The organism is Paenibacillus guangzhouensis, from assembly GCF_009363075.1.
In the GTDB taxonomy this organism is placed as follows: Bacteria; Bacillota; Bacilli; order Paenibacillales; family Paenibacillaceae; genus Paenibacillus_K; species Paenibacillus_K guangzhouensis.
This window is the reverse complement of sequence record NZ_CP045293.1, coordinates 1181732-1202699: the sequence shown is the minus strand read 5'-3', so window position 1 is coordinate 1202699 and position 20968 is coordinate 1181732. Positions and strand designations below refer to the sequence as shown.

Sequence of the window (20968 nt, the reverse complement as noted above, 5' to 3'; positions counted from 1 at the left end):
CTTCAATATGTTAGCCACTTAACTATAGGCAACGATTGTTAACATCATGTCAATGGATTATTAAGATTTTGTAGATGCAATTTCTTGTAAAATAACGATTTATTATTGGCACAAATCATTGTAAAATAGAAACTAATGAAACTGTGTTGCATATAATGAAACTTATAAAGGGGAGAATTTCATGAAAGCCGTATTACTCGAGCAATTCGGATCCACTGAGCATATGAAATATGTCGATGTGGAAGTACCGTCAATTCGGGCGAATCAACTACTCATCCGTGTATCCGCAACATGTGTCAATTTTGCAGATATCAAAGCAAGAAACGGCAAGAAAAATCAAGGAAAACTCCCTCGCCTGCTTGGTCTTGAGGCAGCGGGCATTGTGGAACAAATCGGGGAAGATGTTCATGGGTTCCATATCGGGCAGCGTGTCATCGCATTTCCACATGACGGCTCTTACGCGGAATTTGTCGTGGCGGATGAGAAATTAGTATTCGCGATTCCAGATAGAATGACGCTAGAGACAGCGGGAGCCTTTGGCATCGTATCCTTTTTAGCGTATCAGCTCCTTGCTCACGTGGCGCGACTGCAGGGCGGTGAATCTGTTCTCGTTCATGCAGCCACAGGCGGCGTAGGAACAACCGTTATTCAAATTGCAAAAGCGTTAGGTGCGGGGCGGATTATCGGCACAGTCGGTCATCCCGAGAAAATTCCAGCTGCTATTCAAGCCGGTGCGAATGACGTTATTTTACACGATGACCCTGACTTTGCTGAACAGGTGAACTCGTTGACCAATAGCAGAGGGGTAGATATCGTCATCGATTCGATTGGGGGCGACGTTACAGCGAAGAGTGCTGCTTGTCTCGCTCTCTATGGACGTCTTGTCATCTGCGGGAACGCGAGTGGTCAATACAGTACTGTCGATACCGGAAATCTTCATGCCAGCTGCCGGTCCGTGCTTGGATTCAGCTTCGGAACCACAAGAAAGGAACGCCCCGAACTGCTGCAAGAAACGGCAGCACAAGTCTTCCGGCTATTCGAGAACGGACAATTGAAGATTCAAATTGGAGAACGGTATTCACTTGAAGAAGCTCCTCTCGCACACCAACGAATGGAAAGCCGTCAGACAACGGGGAAGATTCTCTTAATCCCATAATTATGGATGCCCTACATAAAAAAGAGCTGCACATACGCATGGAAGCGTAGGAAGCAGCTCTTCGCTATTATTCACCGCATTTGGATGCGGGTACATCTTTGCCTTCTTCAACAATCAGCTTCTCCGATACCGTGTCACGGATCGCAGTCATGATCATCTGCAGCAAATAGTTCAGATCACTCTGACTCTGCTGAAACTCGGACACGATAGGAATGTTATCGAGCTCTTCTTGAAGATCATCGATTTCTTGCTCAATCTTGCTGACCATGGATGCATTCTGAAATCTCTCGAATGCTACGATTTCTTTCTGTTTCTTCTTCATGGATGCGATCAACGTTTGAATACGTTCATTCGTGTTAATCGTCTTCTCCGCTTGTTGATACATCTTCACTTCTTCGGAGGTGTAGATCAAGTCTGCAAGTTCTTTCGCTTTGGACATAATATCTTCACGTACGATGAGATCTCGTACTTCAAATTTAGGAATCTGATTCTCTTCATGCGAATGATCATGATGATCATGGCTCATCGTTATCTCTCCATTCTTTGCCAATAAATCTGGACATGAGACTATTTTACATAGGGACTTGCTCGGTGACAAGTTCTCCTTTCATAAACCATGTGAACGAATCGGTAACTTTTACATGTACAAAGGTCTCGATGAGCTCTCTAGGCCCTTCAAAATGAATCAACTTATTCGTACGTGTACGTCCCGATAACATGTTAGCGTTGTTCTTGCTCTCGCCCTCGACTAACACCTCAACAACCTGACCCACCATCTGGTCATGAATTTGACGGCTCGACTGCTTAATCGAGTCATTCAAGCGCTGCAAGCGCTCCTTCTTCACGTCCATCGGCACATTATCATCCATTGAGGCCGCTGGCGTTCCTACGCGCGGAGAATAGATGAAGGTATAGGCTGAGTCATAACCCACTTCTTGCACAAGAGATAACGTGTCTTCGAACTGCTCGTCCGTCTCCCCTGGGAACCCGACGATAATATCCGTCGTGAGCACGACATCCGGAATTGCTTGCTTGATTTTACGAACCAACTCCAAGTACTGTTCTCTCGTATATTTGCGACTCATGATTTTAAGCATTTGCGTACTTCCTGATTGAACAGGAAGGTGGATATGCTCTACCAAGTTGCCGCGTTTCGCTAACACCTCAATCAAATGATCATCAAAGTCACGCGGATGGGACGTCATGAACCGAATGCGTGGAATATCGATTTTGTTCATATCATCCATCAAGTTGGCGAAGGTATACGTCATATCTGTAAAATCTTTGCCATAGGCGTTAACATTCTGACCGAGCAGCGTAATCTCTTTAAAACCTTGTCTGGCCAGATCCCGCACTTCTGCGATCACGTCCTCAGGACGGCGGCTACGTTCCTTTCCGCGCGTAAACGGTACGATACAATATGTACAGAATTTATCGCACCCATACATAATGTTCACCCATGCACGCATGCCTTCGCGCTTCTTCGGCAAGTTCTCGATGATGTCGCCTTCTTTGGACCATACCTCAACGACCATTTCCTTACTAAAGAGCGCATCCTGAATCAAGTAAGGCAAGCGATGAATGTTATGGGTTCCGAAAATCATATCAACGAAGCCATGCTTCGCCATAATGCGATGAACGACAGATTCCTCCTGCGACATGCAACCGCATACACCGAGCAGCAATCCCGGTCTCTCGGTCTTCAGGTGCTTCAGATGGCCTAATTCACCGAATACTTTATCTTCAGCATTCTCGCGAATGGCACAGGTATTCAGGAGAATAATATCGGCGAGCTTGCGATCTTCGGTGCTCTGGTAGCCCATTTCTTCCAGCATACCTTTCATCGTCTCTGTGTCATGTTCGTTCATCTGGCAGCCGAATGTATAAATAATATAATGTTTTCCTTTGCCGAGGGTTTTCAGTTCATCTGGAATGCCTGCATCATAGTGAACTTGAATATCCTCTTTCCCTCTTTGTTTCTCTTCACGATGATTCGGTGCAGAATTGACGGATATTTCACGGCCGTTGATGCGGTACGTCGTTTTTCCTTCTTCTTGTTTAACCACTTTGGCTGTTGTAAAGTCAAAATATTTCGCATAGTCTTTGGATTTGTTATTCTGCTCAGTCAAAATTGATCCACTTCCCTCTATACAGAAATCATCATTGTCATCTCATGAATCCAATTTTTAATTATATCATGCAAGGATAGAAAAATCACCTGCATCGCGATCGATACAGGTGATGAGATAGATGGTCATGCGATTGTCTTCCGGGAACATCCGCTATCATTTGGTCAAGATTGGGAATTGCAATGTTACGCATATGCCCCGCTCTCCACCAGGTTCTATCGTTATTTCCCCATGGTATGCATCAACGAGGCGACGCGCAATCGATAGACCCAGACCTACACCGCCGCTCTCTCTTGACCTTGCTTTGTCAACCCGATAGAAGCGGTCGAAGACATGAGGAATGTCCTCTGCTGGAATCCCGATCCCCTGATCGATGACTTGGATTTTGGCCCAATTGTATTGAATTTCTCCAATGATGTGAATCTCCTTGAACTGTTCCGAGTATTTCATGGCATTATCCAATAGAATCAACAGAATCTGCTCAAAGTGAAATGGAGCGATTTCAATTTCAATGTCATGTAGTTTCTCCAGATTCTGAACAAAGCGGAAATCATGATGGATCACGGAGACGCGATGAACGATATTCTGGATATGCTCCATGACCTCAATCGGTTCCACCGTATGAAGCTTCATCGCATCGGCGCGAGTCAGGTCAATCAATTCCTGTACGATCCCCTTCAGACGTACAACTTCTTGCAGCGAGACCTGCAGCGATTCATTCAAAATATCGGGATCCGACTTGCCCCAACGATTTAAGAGAGAGAGATGCCCTTCCAGAATGGCAATCGGTGTCTTCAATTCATGAGAAGCATCCTCGACGAATTGTTTCTGCTGCAAGAAAGAAGCTTCGAGATCATCCATCATCGCGTTGAACATCATGGACAAGTCTGATATTTCATCCTTCGACTCCGTCGTTGCGACTCGTTCCTGCATCCCATTCCGCTTGATTCTCCGCATCGTCTTCGCCATGGATTGTACGGGCTTCAACAATTGACGGGAGAGGATCCAGCCACCTAGCACGCTCATCAGAATGGCGACGATCACCCCAATAAACGCGGTAATCATAATTTGCCGGCCTAGCTCATCGAAGGCTTCCAGGCTATTAATAATTTCGATCGTGCCACGAAATTGACTCGTGATATAGGGACTGCGTAAGATGATGAAATGATCATCGCCTTGCGTGACATATTTAAGTTCCGTTGCTTCGACCATCTGAGGAATGATCCAATTCTCATTCACGCCATCAGATACGACAACAATGGATTTGCCCTGCTCATTTACAATACGAATAAGCTGATCTGTCTCGCTTAATTGCTCCATAAATCGGCGACTGTCGAGAAAATCAGCCGGCGTCGATACCCGCTTCTCCTCCAGATACATCCGAAGTTGACTCATATCTTTGCGGATGCTCTGCTCCGATTGCCGAACAAGCCATTGATTCATGACAAAATAATGGACCCCAGCATAGATGATGAACAAGCTAAATAATACAACCGCCGACCAAATCGTTAGCTTCCATCGCAGTGGCAATCGGGATAGATACTGTCTCCACTCTCTCATGCACGCATCACATATCCACTGCCGCGGACCGTATGAATGACATTTTCTTCACCCAGACTTTTTAATTTCAAGCGCAAGTAGCGCACATAGACATCAACCACATTCGTCTCCACTTCCGTATCATAGCCCCAGACCGAATCGAGCAGCACTTCGCGCGTCAGTACGCGGTTAATATTTTGCATGAAAATGACCAACAAATCATATTCTCGCTTGGTTAGTTCTAGGAGTCTTCCATCGATCTGAACTTCACGCCCGTCTAAATCCACCTGCAGATTATGAAACGTCAGAATCGAACTTGAAGCTCCTCTGTGATCTTCAACTCGTCTTAGAAGAGAACGAATCCTCGCTAGTAATTCTTCAATTGCGAACGGTTTGGGAATATAATCATCCGCACCAAGATCTAGACCGCTTACGCGATCTGTAACGCCGTCTCTTGCCGTAATCATGATAATAGGTGTAGATTTCACCTGCCGTATTTGACGGCACACCTCCATCCCATTCAGCCCTGGAAGCATGACATCGAGTAAAATAACGTCCCATTCCTTGCTTAGCGCTTCCTCTAATCCTGTTCTCCCATCGTAGCTGATGTGGACGTCGAAGGACTCATGGTTAAGCTCCAGCTCGATAAAACGCGCCAAATGACGTTCATCTTCGATCACGAGTACCTTTCGCATCGAATCCATTCCTCTCCTGTTCACTCATTACATTTCACGCGTCTGCTTCTTCGGGAGAATCTTGCACTCCACTCTCTCGTACATCTCTATGCAAGCTTGTAATACGCGGTTGGCGAATGTCCAGTTCTGGCATACCCGATGCACCACCCATGCTGTGACCATCCCTAAGCATGCTCCTGCCAGAATATCGATAGGATAATGTACGCCTGTCCATACACGCGATATCGCGATTAGCGCTGCGAATACAAGCCACACGTTCCCTTCCCTCTTGCGAACGATATAGAACGTCATTGCTATCGCAAACGCAGCTGTTGCATGATCACTTGGGAATGACGCATTGGCGGCATGCGGGACCAATTGATAGACAACATGGTCCACAAATGGTCGATCTCTGTAGAAGAAGTGAGCGATTAGCGCGCTCGTCCCAAATCCGACAGCCGTTGCAATCAATGATTGTATAGCCATCATCCGATTATCTCGGGTACGCGTGAACCAATACAGAATAATGCCAGCAATCATAATATATTCTGCACGTTCAGCAAAAAAACGCATAACTTCATTTAGAAAAGTATCTCTCCCTGCAAAATCATTTAACCATTGAAACACTTGATAATCAAGATTAGCAATCATTTCCGTCATTTCATTCCATCCTTTCTGTTAAGTTATTGTAAAAGAGAAAGATGAAAATGAGATGAGAAAACACCAAGAAAAATTATCCATTTCCAATGCATGAAAAAAGAGAGTGCAACGCACTCTCTTCATCTATGTTCATTTATATTAATCAATAATTTCAGCAGAATCGCCAGTTTTGGCACCCGCTGCATTCGCTTCATCCGTATCGATGTGCATATCTAATGCAAATTGATCGGATACACGTGCAATGACATGCTCAAGGACAAGTCCACGCTCTCCACCAAGACGAACTTTTAATTGCTGCTTATCTTGAATGCCCCATTTCTCAGCATCCGAAGTATGGAAGTGAATGTGACGCGCTGCAACGATGACACCATCGCTTGTCTCCACTTCGCCCGCTGGCCCTTTAATAATCATGCCAGGCGTGCCTTCTGTGTCGCCAGATTCACGTACAGGCGCTTTAATACCAATCGCAAATGAATCCGTACGAGAAATTTCTAATTGTGTAGCTTTGCGTGCAGGACCTAGAATACGGACCTTGCCGAAGGAGCCTTTTGGTCCAACGACTTCAACCGTCTCGTTCGCTGCGAACTGACCTGGTTGAGACAATGGCTTGAATTCTGTTAATTGATAGCCCTTACCGAACAATTGCTCGATATGTTCTTGGGATAAGTGAATATGACGTGCTGATACACCGACAGGTACTTCTTTTTTCATGTTCTCCACCTCTTTAGTTTTCTCTCTAAGTTGTAAACCTATTTCAGAAGCATACCTATTATACACCCTTGTCTCAAAAAATCAAAAGACGTACGGCACATTCCGTACGTCTTTCGTGGAATTATTTGAATTCTGCCACAAGTTTGCTGAAATCCGCTTCCGAAATTTGGATATCTTGGTTCGCGATACCTTCTTGGTGGAATCCAACAACCATGTCTTCATAAGATTTTCTTGATTTGTCTTGATAGATCAAGCCCGTTAACATTCCGCCAGTCTCCATCAATTTGGTCATCGCTTGAATGCGGTTCGATGAATCGTAATCTGGAATGGTCTCTAGATTTACGATATTCTCTTTGAACCAGTCATACGTATTGATTTTGTTGAAGGTTACGCATGGGCTGAATACGTTAATTAACGAGAAGCCTTCATGCTTGATGCCTTCTTCGATCAATGTCGTCAATTGCTTCAAATCACTCGAGAACGATTGAGCGACGAATGTAGCTCCAGCAGAGAGAGCAATTTCAAGCGGAGACAGCGTTGATTCGATCGAACCATCTGGTGTACTCTTTGTCTTGAAACCTTCCGCACTACGAGGAGATGTCTGCCCTTTCGTTAGTCCATAAATTTGATTGTCCATAACGATGTAAGTCATGTTAATGTTACGACGAATCGCGTGGACCGTGTGACCCATACCGATTGCAAATCCGTCACCGTCACCGCCGGAAGCAATAACTGTAAGTTCACGATTGGCCATCTTCACACCTTGGGCGATTGGCAATGCGCGACCATGAATCCCGTGAAGACCATATGCGTTAATATATCCTGAAATCCGGCCCGAACATCCGATACCGGAAATTACAGCTAAGTTCTCTGGTTCAAGACCAACATTGGCTGCCGCTCTTTGAATCGCCGCTTGGATCGAGAAGTCGCCGCATCCTGGGCACCAGTTCGGTTTAACATTGTTACGAAACTCTTTAAAAGTTGCCATCGTTATACCAACTCCTTACATGCATTGTAGACAATCGAAGGCAGGAATGGATTACCGTCGTATTTCAAGACACTTTCGATTTTGTCCGCATGACCAACATTCAATTTAATCTGCGAAGCAAGCTGTGCTGTAGCATTGTTCTCTAGAACGATAATTTTCTTCGCTTTCTCCGCATAAGGAGCGAATTGTTCTGTAGGGAATGGATATAACAAGCGAACAGTAATATGGTTCGTTGTCAAACCTTGCGCTTCCAGTCGTGCTCTTGCTTCATCTACTGTGCCACCTGTTGAGCTCATGCTTACGATCAACAAGTCTGGTTCTTCATGCGGCGCATCCACATGAATTGGGTTCGTTACTTTAATATTGTCCATTTTGCCAAGACGCTTATCCATCATCTTCTTACGGTTAACCGCGCTCTCCGATGGACGACCAGTCTCGTCATGCTCAACGCCTGTTACGTGGTGAATACCATACTTCTCACCTGGCAGTACCCGAGGTGAAATGCCGTCTTCCGTGAACTCGTAACGTTTGAACAGTTGGTTCGGTTCAAGTTCAGGTGCGTTGCGAACCAAATTACCACGATCAATTACGATCTTGTTGTAATCAAGCTCTTCGCAGGATTGTTTACCAAGCGATAGCTGCAAGTCCGTCAATACGATAACTGGGCATTGATATTTCTCAGCCAAGTTGAACGCTTCAATCATATCGTAGAAGCATTCTTCAATCGAGCTAGGTGCAAGCACGATCTTCGGAATCTCACCATGTGTACCGTAAATCATCGCATTGATATCACTTTGCTCCTGCTTCGTTGGAAGACCCGTACTTGGACCGCCGCGCTGCGTATCCACGATAACTACAGGTGTCTCCGTCATCCCTGCTAGGCCGATCGCTTCCATCATCAAAGAAAGTCCAGGACCTGCAGAAGCTGTCATCGAACGCGCTCCAGCGAAGTTCGCACCAATCGCCATCGTAATCGCTGCGATTTCATCTTCCGTCTGAATTACGGTACCGCCGAATTTAGGAAGCTTCTTGATCAAATATTCCATGACTTCCGAAGCTGGTGTGATCGGGTAGGCCGGCATGAATCGGCATCCTGCAGCGAGTGCACCAAGTGCCATCGCATCGTTACCGATCATGAACAGCTTCTGTTCGCCATCTGCTGGTTGAAGCTTGAACTCTTCAAGTGGGCCACCTGCAAGCTCTAATACGAATTCAGAACCGCGACGAACCGCTTCAACGTTCTTCTCAACGACTGCTGCGCCTTTACGGCCGAATTCTTCTTCTACTGCTTTATTAAATACTTCTAACGGAAGTCCGAGCAGAGCCCAAGACGCGCCAGAAGCAACCATGTTCTTCATTAGAGATGTACCTAGTTCATCAGCGATTGCCGTGATCGGTACAGGGAATAATTTAGCGTTAATACCTTCAGGAAGCGTTGGATTGAATTTCGCATCGGCAACAACGACGCCACCAGGTCTCAATTCATGTGCATTTAAGTCAATACTTTCTTGGTCAAAAGCAACGAGTATATCCAGGTCATCCGAAATTGCACGAATCGGTTTCGTACTGATTCTAATCTTATTGTTCGTGTGTCCACCTTTAATCCGGGAAGAAAAATGACGGTATCCATATAAGTAATATCCTAATCGATTTAATGCTGTGGAGAAAATACGGTCTGTACTCTCTACGCCTTCCCCTTGTTGTCCCCCGATTTTCCAAGACAATTGACTAATCAAGCTCGCCCACTCCTTTAGTTGTGACTCGCAATTAGAATGATAAGTGCCAAAATTCCCTAAAATATGACATAGAAAATTTTTTCTTTTCAATGAGTCAACTAAATTTTATGGCTAGAGCTAGTAAAAAGCAAGCGTTTTCGGCGGAAACTTAGATAGCACTTTTCGATCGAAATCATATCAATAATAGATGATAGAGTCGGGCTTTCTTTCACTTAGGCAAAGCGTCGCTCAAAAAAATGGAAGCGTTTTTATAGAGGAATCCTTGCACCATATGCTCTGGGTAGCGCAACAGCAAGGCATTCCGCAGATTTTCATATTTTCCTGAATGTTCTAAATTGGTAATATATCGATCAATGCCATCGAAGTCTGATCCGAGCATAATGTTCTCGCTACCCCCTAAACTGCAGATATGCTCAATATGGTTCAAGAGATCTTGAATCATGACCGGCGTATTGGCTCGTACAAATGGCGGAAAGAAATTCATTCCGATCCTTCCCCCCCGCGAGATGATGCATTTAATCTGCTCGTCCGTCAGGTTCCTCACATGGCCGCATACCGCTCTAGCATTGGAATGAGAGGCAATATACTTACTTGCGGTTCGCGCTTGGAGCTCCCAGAATCCTGCCTCCGACAAATGGGAGACGTCCATAATGAGACCTAGCTCATCGCACCGTTCAATCAGCTTTCTGCCCTTCAATGTGAACCCGCCGTTTCGCGGCTCCAAGATGCCATCCGCAGCCCAATTCGCATAGTTCCATGTGAAACCGACGAGACGTACGCCGAGTTGAAAGCATAGATCGAGATACGTCAGATCCCCTTCTAACCCATCAACACCTTCGAGAGACAAGAGCGCTCCAATGTGATTCGTCCGTTCGAGCTGATTCCAATCTTCTTGGCATCGAATCCATCTCATCTCGCGATGATTTAAGATACGACGCCGAAAGACATCGATACTATGCAGAATATGCTCGAATCGAGGCTTTCCAAGATTTTCTGACAAATAAATTGCAAAGCATTGCGCCTTCACTTGTCCTTGTATCAGACGTGCAAGATTCGCATCGAGTGACTTATTCTCCGCAAAAGAGATCGCAGGGTCCTGCAGCATTTTACTAATCACATCACAATGCATATCCACGATTTGGTATTGTCTCATTCGAACACATCCTCTCCCTCACATACATCCTAACTACAGCTTGGCAAGCGGTATAAACGCAAAAAAACCTGTCTACAACGTAAACAGGCTCCATTCATGATGTTATATTTATCTAGGCTCGACAATCAATTTGATTGCCGTCCGATCTTCACCATCGATCACAATGTCGGTAAATGCAGGAATACAAATCAAGTCCACTCCGCTAGGCGCTACAAATCCTCTGGCAATCGCTACAGCTTTAATCGCTTGATTCAATGCACCAGCACCAATCGCTTGCAATTCGGCCGCTCCACGCTCACGTAGGACGCCTGCCAGTGCACCTGCTACGGAGTTTGGATTGGATTTTGCTGAAACTTTTAATACTTCCATGATAAGTACCTCCTCGGGAATGATGAATGGATTCCACTATTACACATATTCGTGAACAGCGGAATAAATTCCTCCTTTTTCCATAAAGAAGTTCCTCTTATCAAACGGGACGAGCGGCTAGTTCATCACCCATTCATCTTCAGATCTGCGGATCTTCTCAATCCGTGTTGCACGACCCGTAGACTCGTCAATTTCGACGTAAACGGCATGGAACATCCATTTCCCTTCATCGACTGTAAAACGTACAGGAAGCTGTGTTTTGAACTTGTAGAGCACAGCCTCGCGATTCACGCCGAGGACGCCTTCCTTTGAGCCAACCATACCCACATCCGTAATATACGCTGTTCCCTCTGGAAGAATGGTATCATCATTCGTCTGTACATGCGTATGGGTTCCTACCATGACGGAAACGCGTCCATCAAGGTGCCATCCCATTGCAATTTTCTCCGATGTCGTCTCCGCATGAAAATCAAAAAAGATGCATGATTTCTTCTTCACTTGATCAAGGATCTCATCGGCTTTCTTGAACGGGCAATCAATTGGCGGCAAGAAGGTTCTTCCCTGCATGTTAATGACAGTTAACTCTTTACCGTTTGCCTTCACGGTCATCCAGCCTCTGCCTGGCGTGCCCTCTGGGTAGTTCGCCGGGCGAATGATACGCTGATCATCATCTATAAATTCGAAGATTTCCTTGTTGTCCCACGTGTGGTTCCCCATCGTAAGGCCATGAATGCCCATATCGTAGAATTCTCTTGCGATTGCGCCCGTGATGCCTTTACCGCCTGCTGCATTTTCGCCATTGGCTATAATAATATGCGGGTTATATTTATCTTTTAGCTGCGGAAGCATGTATTTCAATGCTTTTCTACCTGTATTCCCAACGATGTCTCCAATGAATAATACTTTGATGTCATTCTCCTCCTCATAACCTCGCCTTAAAAGAAAACGAAAAGTGGCTTAGTAAATCAGCCACTTTTCATTATGGTCATTATTTAGCGTATTCAACCGCGCGTGTCTCGCGAATAACCGTGACCTTAATATGTCCCGGATAATCGAGTTCGCTCTCGATCGTCTTCGTAATATCACGTGCTAAGCGGAAAGCTTCCGTATCGTCAATCTTATCCGGTGCAACCATGACACGGACCTCACGACCTGCCTGGATCGCATAGGACTTCTCAACACCTTCGAACGATTCGGAAATCTCTTCGAGTTTCTCAAGTCGTTTGATGTAAGTCTCAAGCGTCTCTCTACGCGCTCCTGGACGAGCAGCCGACAATGCGTCTGCAGCACCGACTAACATTGCAATAACCGACGTTGCTTCGCAATCGCCATGGTGGGATGCGATACTGTTAATTACCACAGGATGTTCTTTGTATTTCTTCGCTAATTCCACGCCGATTTCAACATGAGATCCTTCCACTTCATGATCTAGCGCTTTACCAATATCATGCAGCAATCCAGCACGTTTCGCCAACGTGATATCTTCGCCGAGTTCGCCTGCCATCAGACCTGTGAGATAAGCCACTTCCATCGAGTGCTTGAGCACATTCTGGCCATAGCTCGTCCGGAATTTCAAACGACCCAGAATCTTGATCAAATCTGGATGCAATCCGTGTACGCCCACTTCGAATGTCGCCTGCTCACCGTATTCACGGATACGCTCGTCGACTTCTTTGCGCGATTTCTCGACCATCTCTTCGATGCGAGCTGGATGGATACGTCCATCCGCAACCAGCTTCTCAAGCGATGTACGAGCGATTTCGCGGCGAATAGGATCGAATCCTGACAGAATGACCGCTTCTGGCGTATCGTCAATAATCAAGTCGATACCAGTCAGTGTCTCAAGTGCACGAATATTACGGCCTTCACGACCAATAATACGGCCCTTCATCTCTTCGTTAGGCAAGGTAACAACAGATACCGTCGTCTCTGCTACATGATCTGCAGCACAACGTTGGACCGCAAGCGTAATAATCTCACGTGCTTTCTTATCTGCTTCCTCTTTGGCTTGTTGTTCAATCTCTTTAATCATCTGTGCTGACTCATGGCGAACTTCTTGTTCAACGTTCGTTAGGATGATTTGACGTGCATCTTCCATCGTTAGGTTGGAAATGCGCTCAAGTTCAGCCATTTGATTTTTATAGATCACATTAATCTGCTCTTGCGTTTCATCAATTCGTTTCTCTTTGCTTGCCACTTGTTCTTCTTTGCGTTCTAGTGATTCTAATTTTTTATCCAGCGACTCTTCTTTTTGCAGCACTCGACGTTCTAGACGTTGAATTTCATTTCTGCGTTCACGAATGTCTTTATCAGCTTCAGCACGGACTTTAAAGACTTCGTCTTTAGCCTCCAGCACTGTCTCTTTCTTAAGCGCCTCTGCGTCTTTCTTCGCATTCTCAATAATCTGCTCAGCAGCGTGTTCAGCGCTTGAAATTTTAGCTTCAGCAAGAGATTTGCGAATAAAATATCCAACCCCAAAACCAATGACCAAAGCGGCAACAACGAGAACGATTGCGAGAATAGGGTTCATGATCTATTTCACCTCCTCGTTGTTTCTCCAGGGGTAACGCCTGGGCTTATTCGGTTTTCAATCCGTTTCACTTACATATTCATCGGTTTCATCTGTATAACACATGAAGTCATGTGCTATACAAGCCTTATCTTCTTCCCAAGGAATCAGATAAGCGAGTCAATGATTGGCGAAATTAATCAGTTTGAATCAACTTTTTGGAAGGAAAAATTGATTCAGAAATCGTATAATACATTTTCATTTTAGTATTTGTAAAAAGAAGTTGTCAAGCAATTGACATGAATCCTCGAACTTACGCATACAAATTGTAAAATTAGCATCAACTTCCAATCGAAATTTACACGATTTAACCCCATTCAATGGTATTAATCATAGAATTCTTCCTCATAAGCTTCTTCCATACCATCATATCCGTCATCATCTTCCTGCTGCTCCATGATTCGTTGAACAGCATTCCTTACGACATGTGACGGAAATCCACGACGCATGAGAAAAGCAGCAACCTTCCTCTTGCGCTCATAACGCTCCCCTTTTGTGCTCTGCCACTTCCGAAGGCCTACACGATAAGCGCTCTCTTGCTCATCTTCGACATTCAGTTCCTCCATAGCTTGCGCAATATCGGATTTATCGATTCCCTTCTGCTGCAGCTCGTGCTTAATCATAAGTCTTCCTTTCTTATGATTGCGAACACGTTGATCCGTCCACTGCTTCGCATAGAGGTTATCATCAATCAGTCGCTCATCTCGGAGACGCTGAATAACGCGCTCGATCAATTCGGCTTCAAAACCCTTCTGTGTCAATTGCTGCTGGATTTCGTGGCTTGTACGTGGTTTACGACCTAAATATCGAATCGACTGCACATAAGCTTGCTGCAGCTCGTCTGCCACCATAATCGGAAGGAGTTCTTCATGGTCGATGGTTGATCCTTTGAGTAGTCGATACTTCACCATGATATCCTCATGTACCGTAAATGCTGGTTCTCCATTCACAAAGATTTGATATCGACGCTTCTTCCGAGGGACAAGCTCTACTGCCGTTATCATCAGCTCAACACCTGGTGCTGGCGCCCACTTCTGTTCCTTCACCTGATCATCATTTTCTTTCTCTCTTGGCATGTGTCATCGCCTCCCTTCATCCCTGCACTTTCCGCTCATTATAAAAGATGCCCCCTTCACGAAGGGGGCAAATTCTTATTCAAGCTCGAGTTCGAAATCTTCTTCATCCTCGTCATCTTGCGATGTCGTTGGAACAACTGCCGAGAGCTGACTTGCTTCACGGATTTTATTCTCAATCACTTTTGAAATTTCTTGGTTTTCCTTCAGATATTGCTTCGCGTTCTCACGGCCTTGTCCTAGACGCTCATTCTCGTATGAATACCAAGCGCCGCTCTTATTCACGATATCCATTTCCGTTCCGATATCGATAATGCTGCCTTCACGTGAGATTCCTTCACCGTACATGATATCAATATCCGCTTGTTTGAACGGAGGCGCAACCTTATTCTTCACGACCTTAATGCGTGTACGGTTACCAACCATGTCATTGCCTTGCTTGATCGTCTCAACACGTCTAACATCCAGACGAACGGAAGAGTAGAACTTCAGAGCGCGTCCACCTGGCGTCGTCTCAGGATTTCCGAACATGACGCCGACTTTCTCACGCAATTGGTTAATGAAGATTGCAATCGTCTTCGATTTATTGATCGCACCCGACAATTTACGAAGTGCTTGGGACATCAAGCGAGCCTGCAAGCCCACGTGAGAGTCACCCATATCGCCTTCGATCTCGGCCTTCGGTACAAGGGCAGCAACGGAGTCAATAACGATGATATCCACTGCACCGCTTCGTACGAGCGCTTCAGCAATTTCAAGCGCTTGCTCCCCTGTATCCGGCTGAGACAAGAGCAATTCATCAATGTTAATACCTAATTTGCTCGCGTATAACGGGTCTAGCGCATGCTCTGCATCAATAAAGGCAGCTTGTCCGCCTTGTTTCTGAACTTCAGCAATCGCATGCAATGCGACTGTCGTCTTACCTGAAGATTCCGGTCCGTATACTTCGATAATTCTTCCGCGCGGGTATCCGCCAATTCCTAGTGCAATATCTAATGCCAAAGATCCGCTCGGCACAACCTCCACTTGCATGTGTGTGGATTCACCAAGTTTCATGATCGAACCTTTACCAAATTGTTTCTCAATATTCCGTAAAGCCATTTCTAACGCTGCGCGACGATCTGACAATGAACTCACTTCCCTTTTTCGATTATAGTATCATGATAACTTGTTTTTGTTCCTTTGCCAAGCATTTTTTCGAACATACATTCGTTTTTTTCGTCTCGCAAGGGTAGACGATCGGGAGAATAGCGCGAAAAACCGCAGCAAAGTTACACTTCGCTACGGTTCTTCCGTTAACATTACCCTCATTATACAAGGATGAATTGTAAAAATCAAGAATTATAACAGTTTTATCCTATTCCAAGCGCAATCGACTATTGGAGTCTACGCCACAAATGGTACAACACAGTCTTCACGGAGCGTAGGCGAATAATCTCACGTCCGCCATGCAGCTGAAGCTTCATGACCTCCGTGGGTCTGCCCTTCTGTGCAATGGACACATAAACAAGTCCAGCCGGCTTCCGCTCTGACATCCCTGGCCCCGCTACGCCTGTAATTCCAATGCCGAAATCAGAATTCGTCAATTGTCGAACTTGATCTGCGAGAATCTCTGCGACTTCATGACTCACTGCTCCTGGGGCTTCAGGTCCTTCTAATAATGTCACCGGTACATGTAACAACTGCTGCTTCATCGCATTGGAGTAACATACGACGCCTCCGTTGAACATCTGTGAGCTTCCAGGGATCGCCGTGATCATCTCGGATAACAGACCACCCGTACAACTCTCGGCTGTGCCAAGCGTAAGACCAAGTTCCTGCATACGCTGTACAATAATCTTCTCAATCGGCACATCTTCCGTAGCATAGAGGTGCTCCGATAATCGAAGGCGAATCTCAGACTCCACTTCCTGCAATTTCACATCGGCTGCTTCCGCGGATTCAGCTTTGGTAGATACACGAATCGTTACTTCGCCTTCCTTGGCATAAGGCGCAATCGTCGTATCCTGCTGCTTCTCGATTAAATCAAGCAGTTGTGCTTCCAGTGAGGATTCGCCAATCCCGGCGAATTTCAGCATGCGAGAATACAGCGGCTGCTCACTGGTTAAAGCATGCTCAAGCAGCCAGCGCTTGGCTTCATGCTCGAACATAGGCTTCATCTCCTTGGGCGGCCCAGGAAGAAGAATATAGAACGTTCCCTCATGTTTCATTGCATTCCCGACAGCAAGCCCTGTCGCATTCGCCAGCGGCGTGCTTCCCTCTATCATCAGAGCCTGTCTGCGGTTGCTCTCTACCATATGAGCGCCTCGACTGCTAAAGAACTGTTCGATCACATCCATGGATGGCTGATGAATAGATAACGTTCGGCCGAGTAGACCTGCAAGGGCATCCTTCGTCAGGTCATCCTGCGTCGGGCCAATCCCCCCTGTGAACAAGACCAGATCCGCCCGCTCACGCGCAATTTCAATCGCACGCTGCAATCGACCGAAATTGTCGCCAACAACGGTCTGATAGTATGTATCAATACCAAGTGCCGCTAATTCCTGCGATAAGTACTGTGCATTTGTATTCACAATCTGGCCTAGCAATAACTCTGTACCAACGGCAATAATCTCTGCTTTCATATAACATTCTCCCTTTCACCCAATATTTCACTTTCTGTGGTAAGAGCAAAAAACAATAGGCGGAGCCTATTGTTTTTTGTCTGCAAAATGAAGCACATTTTTATTTTTCACAAAATAATCAATTCCCGAATACACCGTTACGAGTGCTGCTACCCATAGCATAACCTCATCAAATCGGAATCCGATGAACTCAAATGGGAAGTTGTTAAGCAGCATCAAAATAATGGCAGTAATCTGCGCTGCTGTCTTAATTTTCCCCCATTTGCTCGCAGCCACGACTGCCCCTTCAAGAAGTGCAATCTGACGCAAACCCGTTACAGCGAATTCACGGCTAATGATGACAATCGCAATCCATGCATCGCATTTTCCCATATCAACAAGAGAGATAAGTACGGCAGCAACGAGCAGCTTGTCCGCAAGCGGATCAAGAAGTTTGCCTAAGTTTGTTACCATCTTTCTGCTGCGGGCAATATAGCCGTCCAGACCATCTGTACTCGCCGCAATAATAAAGATTAAGGCAGCGATGATCTGGTTATAGGTAATCTGGAAACTCTCGACATGAATAGCCGGGAAATAATCCGTCTTCACCAGCAAGAAAAACATCATGATCGGTACGAGAAAAATACGAATTAAGGTAATACGATTGGCGAGATTCAAGAGACACCCTCCCCAGACAGGTCAAACTCAAATGCATGTGTAATACGTACTTTGGCGATTTCGCCAATGCTTACTTTACAATTTGTAATGAACACTTCACCGTCGATCTCTGGTGCATCGAATTGTGAACGGCCTACATAGACATCATTACGTCCTTCATAACGTTCTACGAGCACTTCTAGAACTTGTCCGATATGCTTGCCGCTGACTTCATTCGAAATTTGGCGTTGGATCTCCATCAGCGTGTTCGCACGGAACTCCTTCACATCTTCATCCACATGATCCGGTAGACGCGTTGCAGGGGTACCTTCTTCACTGGAGTAAGTAAATACACCCAGACGATCGAATTTAATTTCTTTGACGAACTCACACAGATTCTCGAAATCTTGTGCGGTTTCTCCTGGGAACCCAACAATCAATGACGTCCGAAGTGACACATTCGGAATGCGCGCACGAATCTTCGCTACTAATTCTCTCGTATCACGCTGTCTTCCTGGTCTGCGCATCCGCTTCAACACAGCATCTTCACTGTGCTGCAATGGCATATCAATATATTTACAAATTTTCGGGTTGTCCGCAATCGCGTCAATGAGCTCATCCGTGAAGAAGCCTGGGTAAGCATAGTGTAGACGTACCCATTCAATCCCGGACACTTCACTAATCCGGTTCATCAAGGTTGGCAGCATGAATTGATCGTACAAATCCGTTCCATAATTCGTCGAATCCTGTGCAATCAAGCTGACTTCCTTAACGCCTTGTGCTGCTAGCTCTTCCACTTCAGCAATGATGGATTCCATCGAACGGCTGCGGAACTTCCCGCGCATGATTGGAATACTGCAGAATGTACACGCATTGTCGCATCCTTCCGCAATCTTCACATAGGTTGTAAAGCGCGGTGTCGATACTTTACGCGGAAGTCTCTGCTCATAGTTAAATACCGGGTTGCCGACAAGAATCGGTTTACTTCCACGAAGCGCCTCATCTACGATATCATTAATTTTATCAAAATCTCCCGTACCTACGATCCCGTCAATCTCAGGCATTTCATCCATCAATTGCTCTTTATAACGTTGTGTTAAGCAGCCCGATACGATGAGCGCCTTCAGGTTCGCCGTCTCTTTGAGCTCGGCCAAATCCAGAATCGTATTCACCGATTCCTCCTTGGCTGCATCAATAAACCCGCATGTATTCACAATAATAACGGTCGCATCCTCTTTATCTTCGACCAACGAATAGCCCCGTTCATGAATAAGACCTGACATAATCTCGGAGTCCACGAGATTCTTCTCACAGCCTAGGGTTACGATCTTAATCTTCTCAGTCATTTGTTATGCATCCCCCATACCTATGTCCAATAAGTCTGTTTATATCTAACTTAGTATAATACAACCCCAATTCGGTGTCAAAATTGTAACAACCTCGATCATTAGATAATCTTATGATCGAGGTTGTTCATCAACATTATTTGAAATTCGTGAATTGCAAATCAATTGGCAGATCAGCTTTACGGAGCAATTGCATGACCGCTTGCAGGTCGTCCTTGCTCTTGCCTGTCACCCGTACTTGATCACCCTGAATTTGGCTTTTTACTTTGAGCTTGGAATCACGGATTAAGATATTAATCTTCTTGGCATTATCTTGATCGATTCCAGACTTCAGCTTAATGCGCTGTTTGACCGTACCAGCCGATGCCGGCTCAATCTTGCCGTATTCGAGATTCTTCAATGCGAGTCCACGTTTGGTCATTTTCGATTTCAGAATGTCGATGACATTCTCAAGCTTAAAGTCATCATCGGAGATGATCACGAGCTCTTCTTTCTCAAGCTTCAAACTGCTCTTGCTGCCTTTGAAATCAAAACGCGTCGCAATTTCCTTCTCCGCTTGATTGAGCGCATTGCTCATTTCCTGCATATCGAACTTCGACACAATATCAAATGAATTCTCTGAACTCATCGAATCACTCCCTTTACGTCATTCAGACTCCCTATTCTCCGGTTGTTGCAGAGCCATCAGTAGTCGTTGTTGTATCCGGCGTTTTCACTTCCGGCTGCAATACAAAACGTTCTGCTCTTGCAACATTTCCGTCATCAATCGGAACGCCGCCGACCTTAATCTCCAGATGACTCGCATTGCCCAGACGAATATACAATCCTTCACCAAGTTCGAAGGTCTGTGTTGTGCCATCAAGCATATTAGCGTTGAACAACTCTTCGCCTTTGTACACTTTCTTGTACACATTCAGCCAGCTGTTAGCACCCGAAGCGGTGATTTCAACTTGAATTGGCTCTGTCGATGTCGTCTGTACTTTAATTCGGTTCGCTTTCCCGATTTTGCCGCTTGGTACAAGCGTTGGAGCGACATGCTCAGGCACCTCAGGCGTAACTGGCGGTGTCTCTGGTGTTGTCGGAGGAGTTGTCTCTGTTCCCGTTCCTGGGTTCTCTTCTTTGACTGGTGGCTTCTGCTCATTGGTAATCTGTGTGCCGCTGTCTACTTTATCTGTATTCGGACTTGCCTTATGAATATAGAAGAAGTAAATGACCACGGCGATCAGAATTAAGAACAGCCACATGAGCACCGCTGAAATCCATTTGCCTGCGCGATCTTGGCGCTGACGCTCTGAGCGACGGCGTTTCTGTATAATAGGCTCCACAGACGCCGACTCAGATACCGGCTCAGGGATATCACTTTTGTACAATTGGACAATCTCCTCAGAATCAAGGCCAAGGGTTTCGGCATATGTTTTGACAAAAGCTCGCACATAGAAACTCCCAGGCAATACTTTGTAATCACCGTCTTCGATGGCCTCTAAGTAACGCTTACGAATTTTGGTCAACTCTTGAATGTCATCTAGCGACATGCCTTTCTCGAGTCGTGCGTTTCTTAGTAGGTCTCCTAAATTCGACACATCCTCACCTCCGCAATTGTAATGT

20 protein-coding genes are annotated in these 20968 nt (G+C 45.7%); 1 reads left to right on the top strand and 19 read right to left on the bottom strand.

Translation table 11 applies throughout. The features are described 5' to 3' along the window. Positions 1-181: 181 nt before the first annotated feature. Positions 182-1156 (top strand): quinone oxidoreductase family protein, encoded by a 975-nt coding sequence (locus GCU39_RS05310; RefSeq protein ID WP_152392551.1) that lies wholly within the window; start codon positions 182-184, stop codon positions 1154-1156. Between the two features lie 67 nt (positions 1157-1223). Here the strand turns inward: GCU39_RS05310 and GCU39_RS05305 are convergent, their stop codons facing one another. The 19 genes from GCU39_RS05305 to GCU39_RS05215 form a co-directional block, all read right to left on the bottom strand. Continuing rightward, entirely contained in the window at positions 1224-1682 is a 459-nt protein-coding gene (locus GCU39_RS05305; protein WP_152392550.1) for a YlbF/YmcA family competence regulator, read from the bottom strand. Between the two features lie 46 nt (positions 1683-1728). Next, the gene (gene miaB, locus GCU39_RS05300; protein ID WP_152392549.1) at positions 1729-3285 is read right to left on the bottom strand and encodes a tRNA (N6-isopentenyl adenosine(37)-C2)-methylthiotransferase MiaB; all 1557 of its coding nucleotides are present in this window, start codon (positions 3283-3285) and stop codon (positions 1729-1731) included. 156 nt (positions 3286-3441) lie between these two features. Further along, a complete protein-coding gene (locus tag GCU39_RS05295) occupies positions 3442-4845 on the bottom strand; it encodes a HAMP domain-containing sensor histidine kinase (RefSeq protein WP_152392548.1) in 1404 nt (467 codons plus the stop codon). Continuing rightward, entirely contained in the window at positions 4842-5519 is a 678-nt protein-coding gene (locus tag GCU39_RS05290; RefSeq protein WP_152392547.1) for a response regulator transcription factor, read from the bottom strand. Before GCU39_RS05290 ends, GCU39_RS05295 begins: the two co-directional genes overlap by 4 nt. Before the next feature lie 27 nt (positions 5520-5546). Then, a complete protein-coding gene (locus GCU39_RS05285; RefSeq protein ID WP_227793447.1) occupies positions 5547-6158 on the bottom strand; it encodes an undecaprenyl-diphosphatase in 612 nt (203 codons plus the stop codon). 138 nt (positions 6159-6296) lie between these two features. Further along, positions 6297-6869 carry a phosphate propanoyltransferase gene (gene pduL / locus GCU39_RS05280; RefSeq protein WP_152392546.1) on the bottom strand — a complete coding sequence of 191 codons (573 nt, stop codon included), beginning with the start codon at positions 6867-6869 and terminating at the stop codon, positions 6297-6299. A gap of 121 nt (positions 6870-6990) precedes the next feature. Then, entirely contained in the window at positions 6991-7857 is an 867-nt protein-coding gene (locus GCU39_RS05275; RefSeq protein ID WP_152392545.1) for a 2-oxoacid:ferredoxin oxidoreductase subunit beta, read from the bottom strand. A gap of 2 nt (positions 7858-7859) precedes the next feature. Continuing rightward, positions 7860-9593 (bottom strand): 2-oxoacid:acceptor oxidoreductase subunit alpha, encoded by a 1734-nt coding sequence (locus tag GCU39_RS05270; protein WP_152392544.1) that lies wholly within the window; start codon positions 9591-9593, stop codon positions 7860-7862. 208 nt (positions 9594-9801) lie between these two features. Further along, the gene (locus GCU39_RS05265; protein ID WP_152392543.1) at positions 9802-10746 is read right to left on the bottom strand and encodes a dipeptidase; all 945 of its coding nucleotides are present in this window, start codon (positions 10744-10746) and stop codon (positions 9802-9804) included. Positions 10747-10854: 108 nt separating this feature from the next. Beyond that, entirely contained in the window at positions 10855-11115 is a 261-nt protein-coding gene (locus GCU39_RS05260; RefSeq protein ID WP_006286829.1) for a stage V sporulation protein S, read from the bottom strand. Between the two features lie 117 nt (positions 11116-11232). Next, positions 11233-12024: a TIGR00282 family metallophosphoesterase gene (locus GCU39_RS05255; RefSeq protein WP_152392542.1), complete on the bottom strand. Its 792-nt coding sequence runs from the start codon at positions 12022-12024 to the stop codon at positions 11233-11235. A gap of 79 nt (positions 12025-12103) precedes the next feature. Next, positions 12104-13645, bottom strand: coding sequence for a ribonuclease Y (gene rny / locus GCU39_RS05250; protein ID WP_152392541.1), 1542 nt, complete (start codon positions 13643-13645; stop codon positions 12104-12106). A gap of 365 nt (positions 13646-14010) precedes the next feature. Further along, complete coding sequence (locus GCU39_RS05245; protein WP_152392540.1) at positions 14011-14760, bottom strand: regulatory protein RecX; 750 nt, start codon at positions 14758-14760, stop codon at positions 14011-14013. A gap of 75 nt (positions 14761-14835) precedes the next feature. Beyond that, complete coding sequence (gene recA / locus GCU39_RS05240; protein ID WP_152392539.1) at positions 14836-15885, bottom strand: recombinase RecA; 1050 nt, start codon at positions 15883-15885, stop codon at positions 14836-14838. 248 nt (positions 15886-16133) lie between these two features. Next, on the bottom strand, positions 16134-17381 hold the full coding sequence (locus GCU39_RS05235) for a competence/damage-inducible protein A (RefSeq protein ID WP_152392538.1): 1248 nt from the start codon (positions 17379-17381) through the stop codon (positions 16134-16136). 66 nt (positions 17382-17447) lie between these two features. Further along, the gene (gene pgsA / locus GCU39_RS05230) at positions 17448-18038 is read right to left on the bottom strand and encodes a CDP-diacylglycerol--glycerol-3-phosphate 3-phosphatidyltransferase (protein ID WP_152392537.1); all 591 of its coding nucleotides are present in this window, start codon (positions 18036-18038) and stop codon (positions 17448-17450) included. Then, positions 18035-19363 (bottom strand): 30S ribosomal protein S12 methylthiotransferase RimO, encoded by a 1329-nt coding sequence (rimO, locus tag GCU39_RS05225; RefSeq protein ID WP_152392536.1) that lies wholly within the window; start codon positions 19361-19363, stop codon positions 18035-18037. Before rimO ends, pgsA begins: the two co-directional genes overlap by 4 nt. A gap of 136 nt (positions 19364-19499) precedes the next feature. Next, on the bottom strand, positions 19500-19991 hold the full coding sequence (locus GCU39_RS05220; RefSeq protein ID WP_152392535.1) for a YajQ family cyclic di-GMP-binding protein: 492 nt from the start codon (positions 19989-19991) through the stop codon (positions 19500-19502). 31 nt (positions 19992-20022) lie between these two features. Beyond that, a complete protein-coding gene (locus GCU39_RS05215) occupies positions 20023-20943 on the bottom strand; it encodes a helix-turn-helix domain-containing protein (RefSeq protein ID WP_152392534.1) in 921 nt (306 codons plus the stop codon). Positions 20944-20968: the final 25 nt, after the last annotated feature.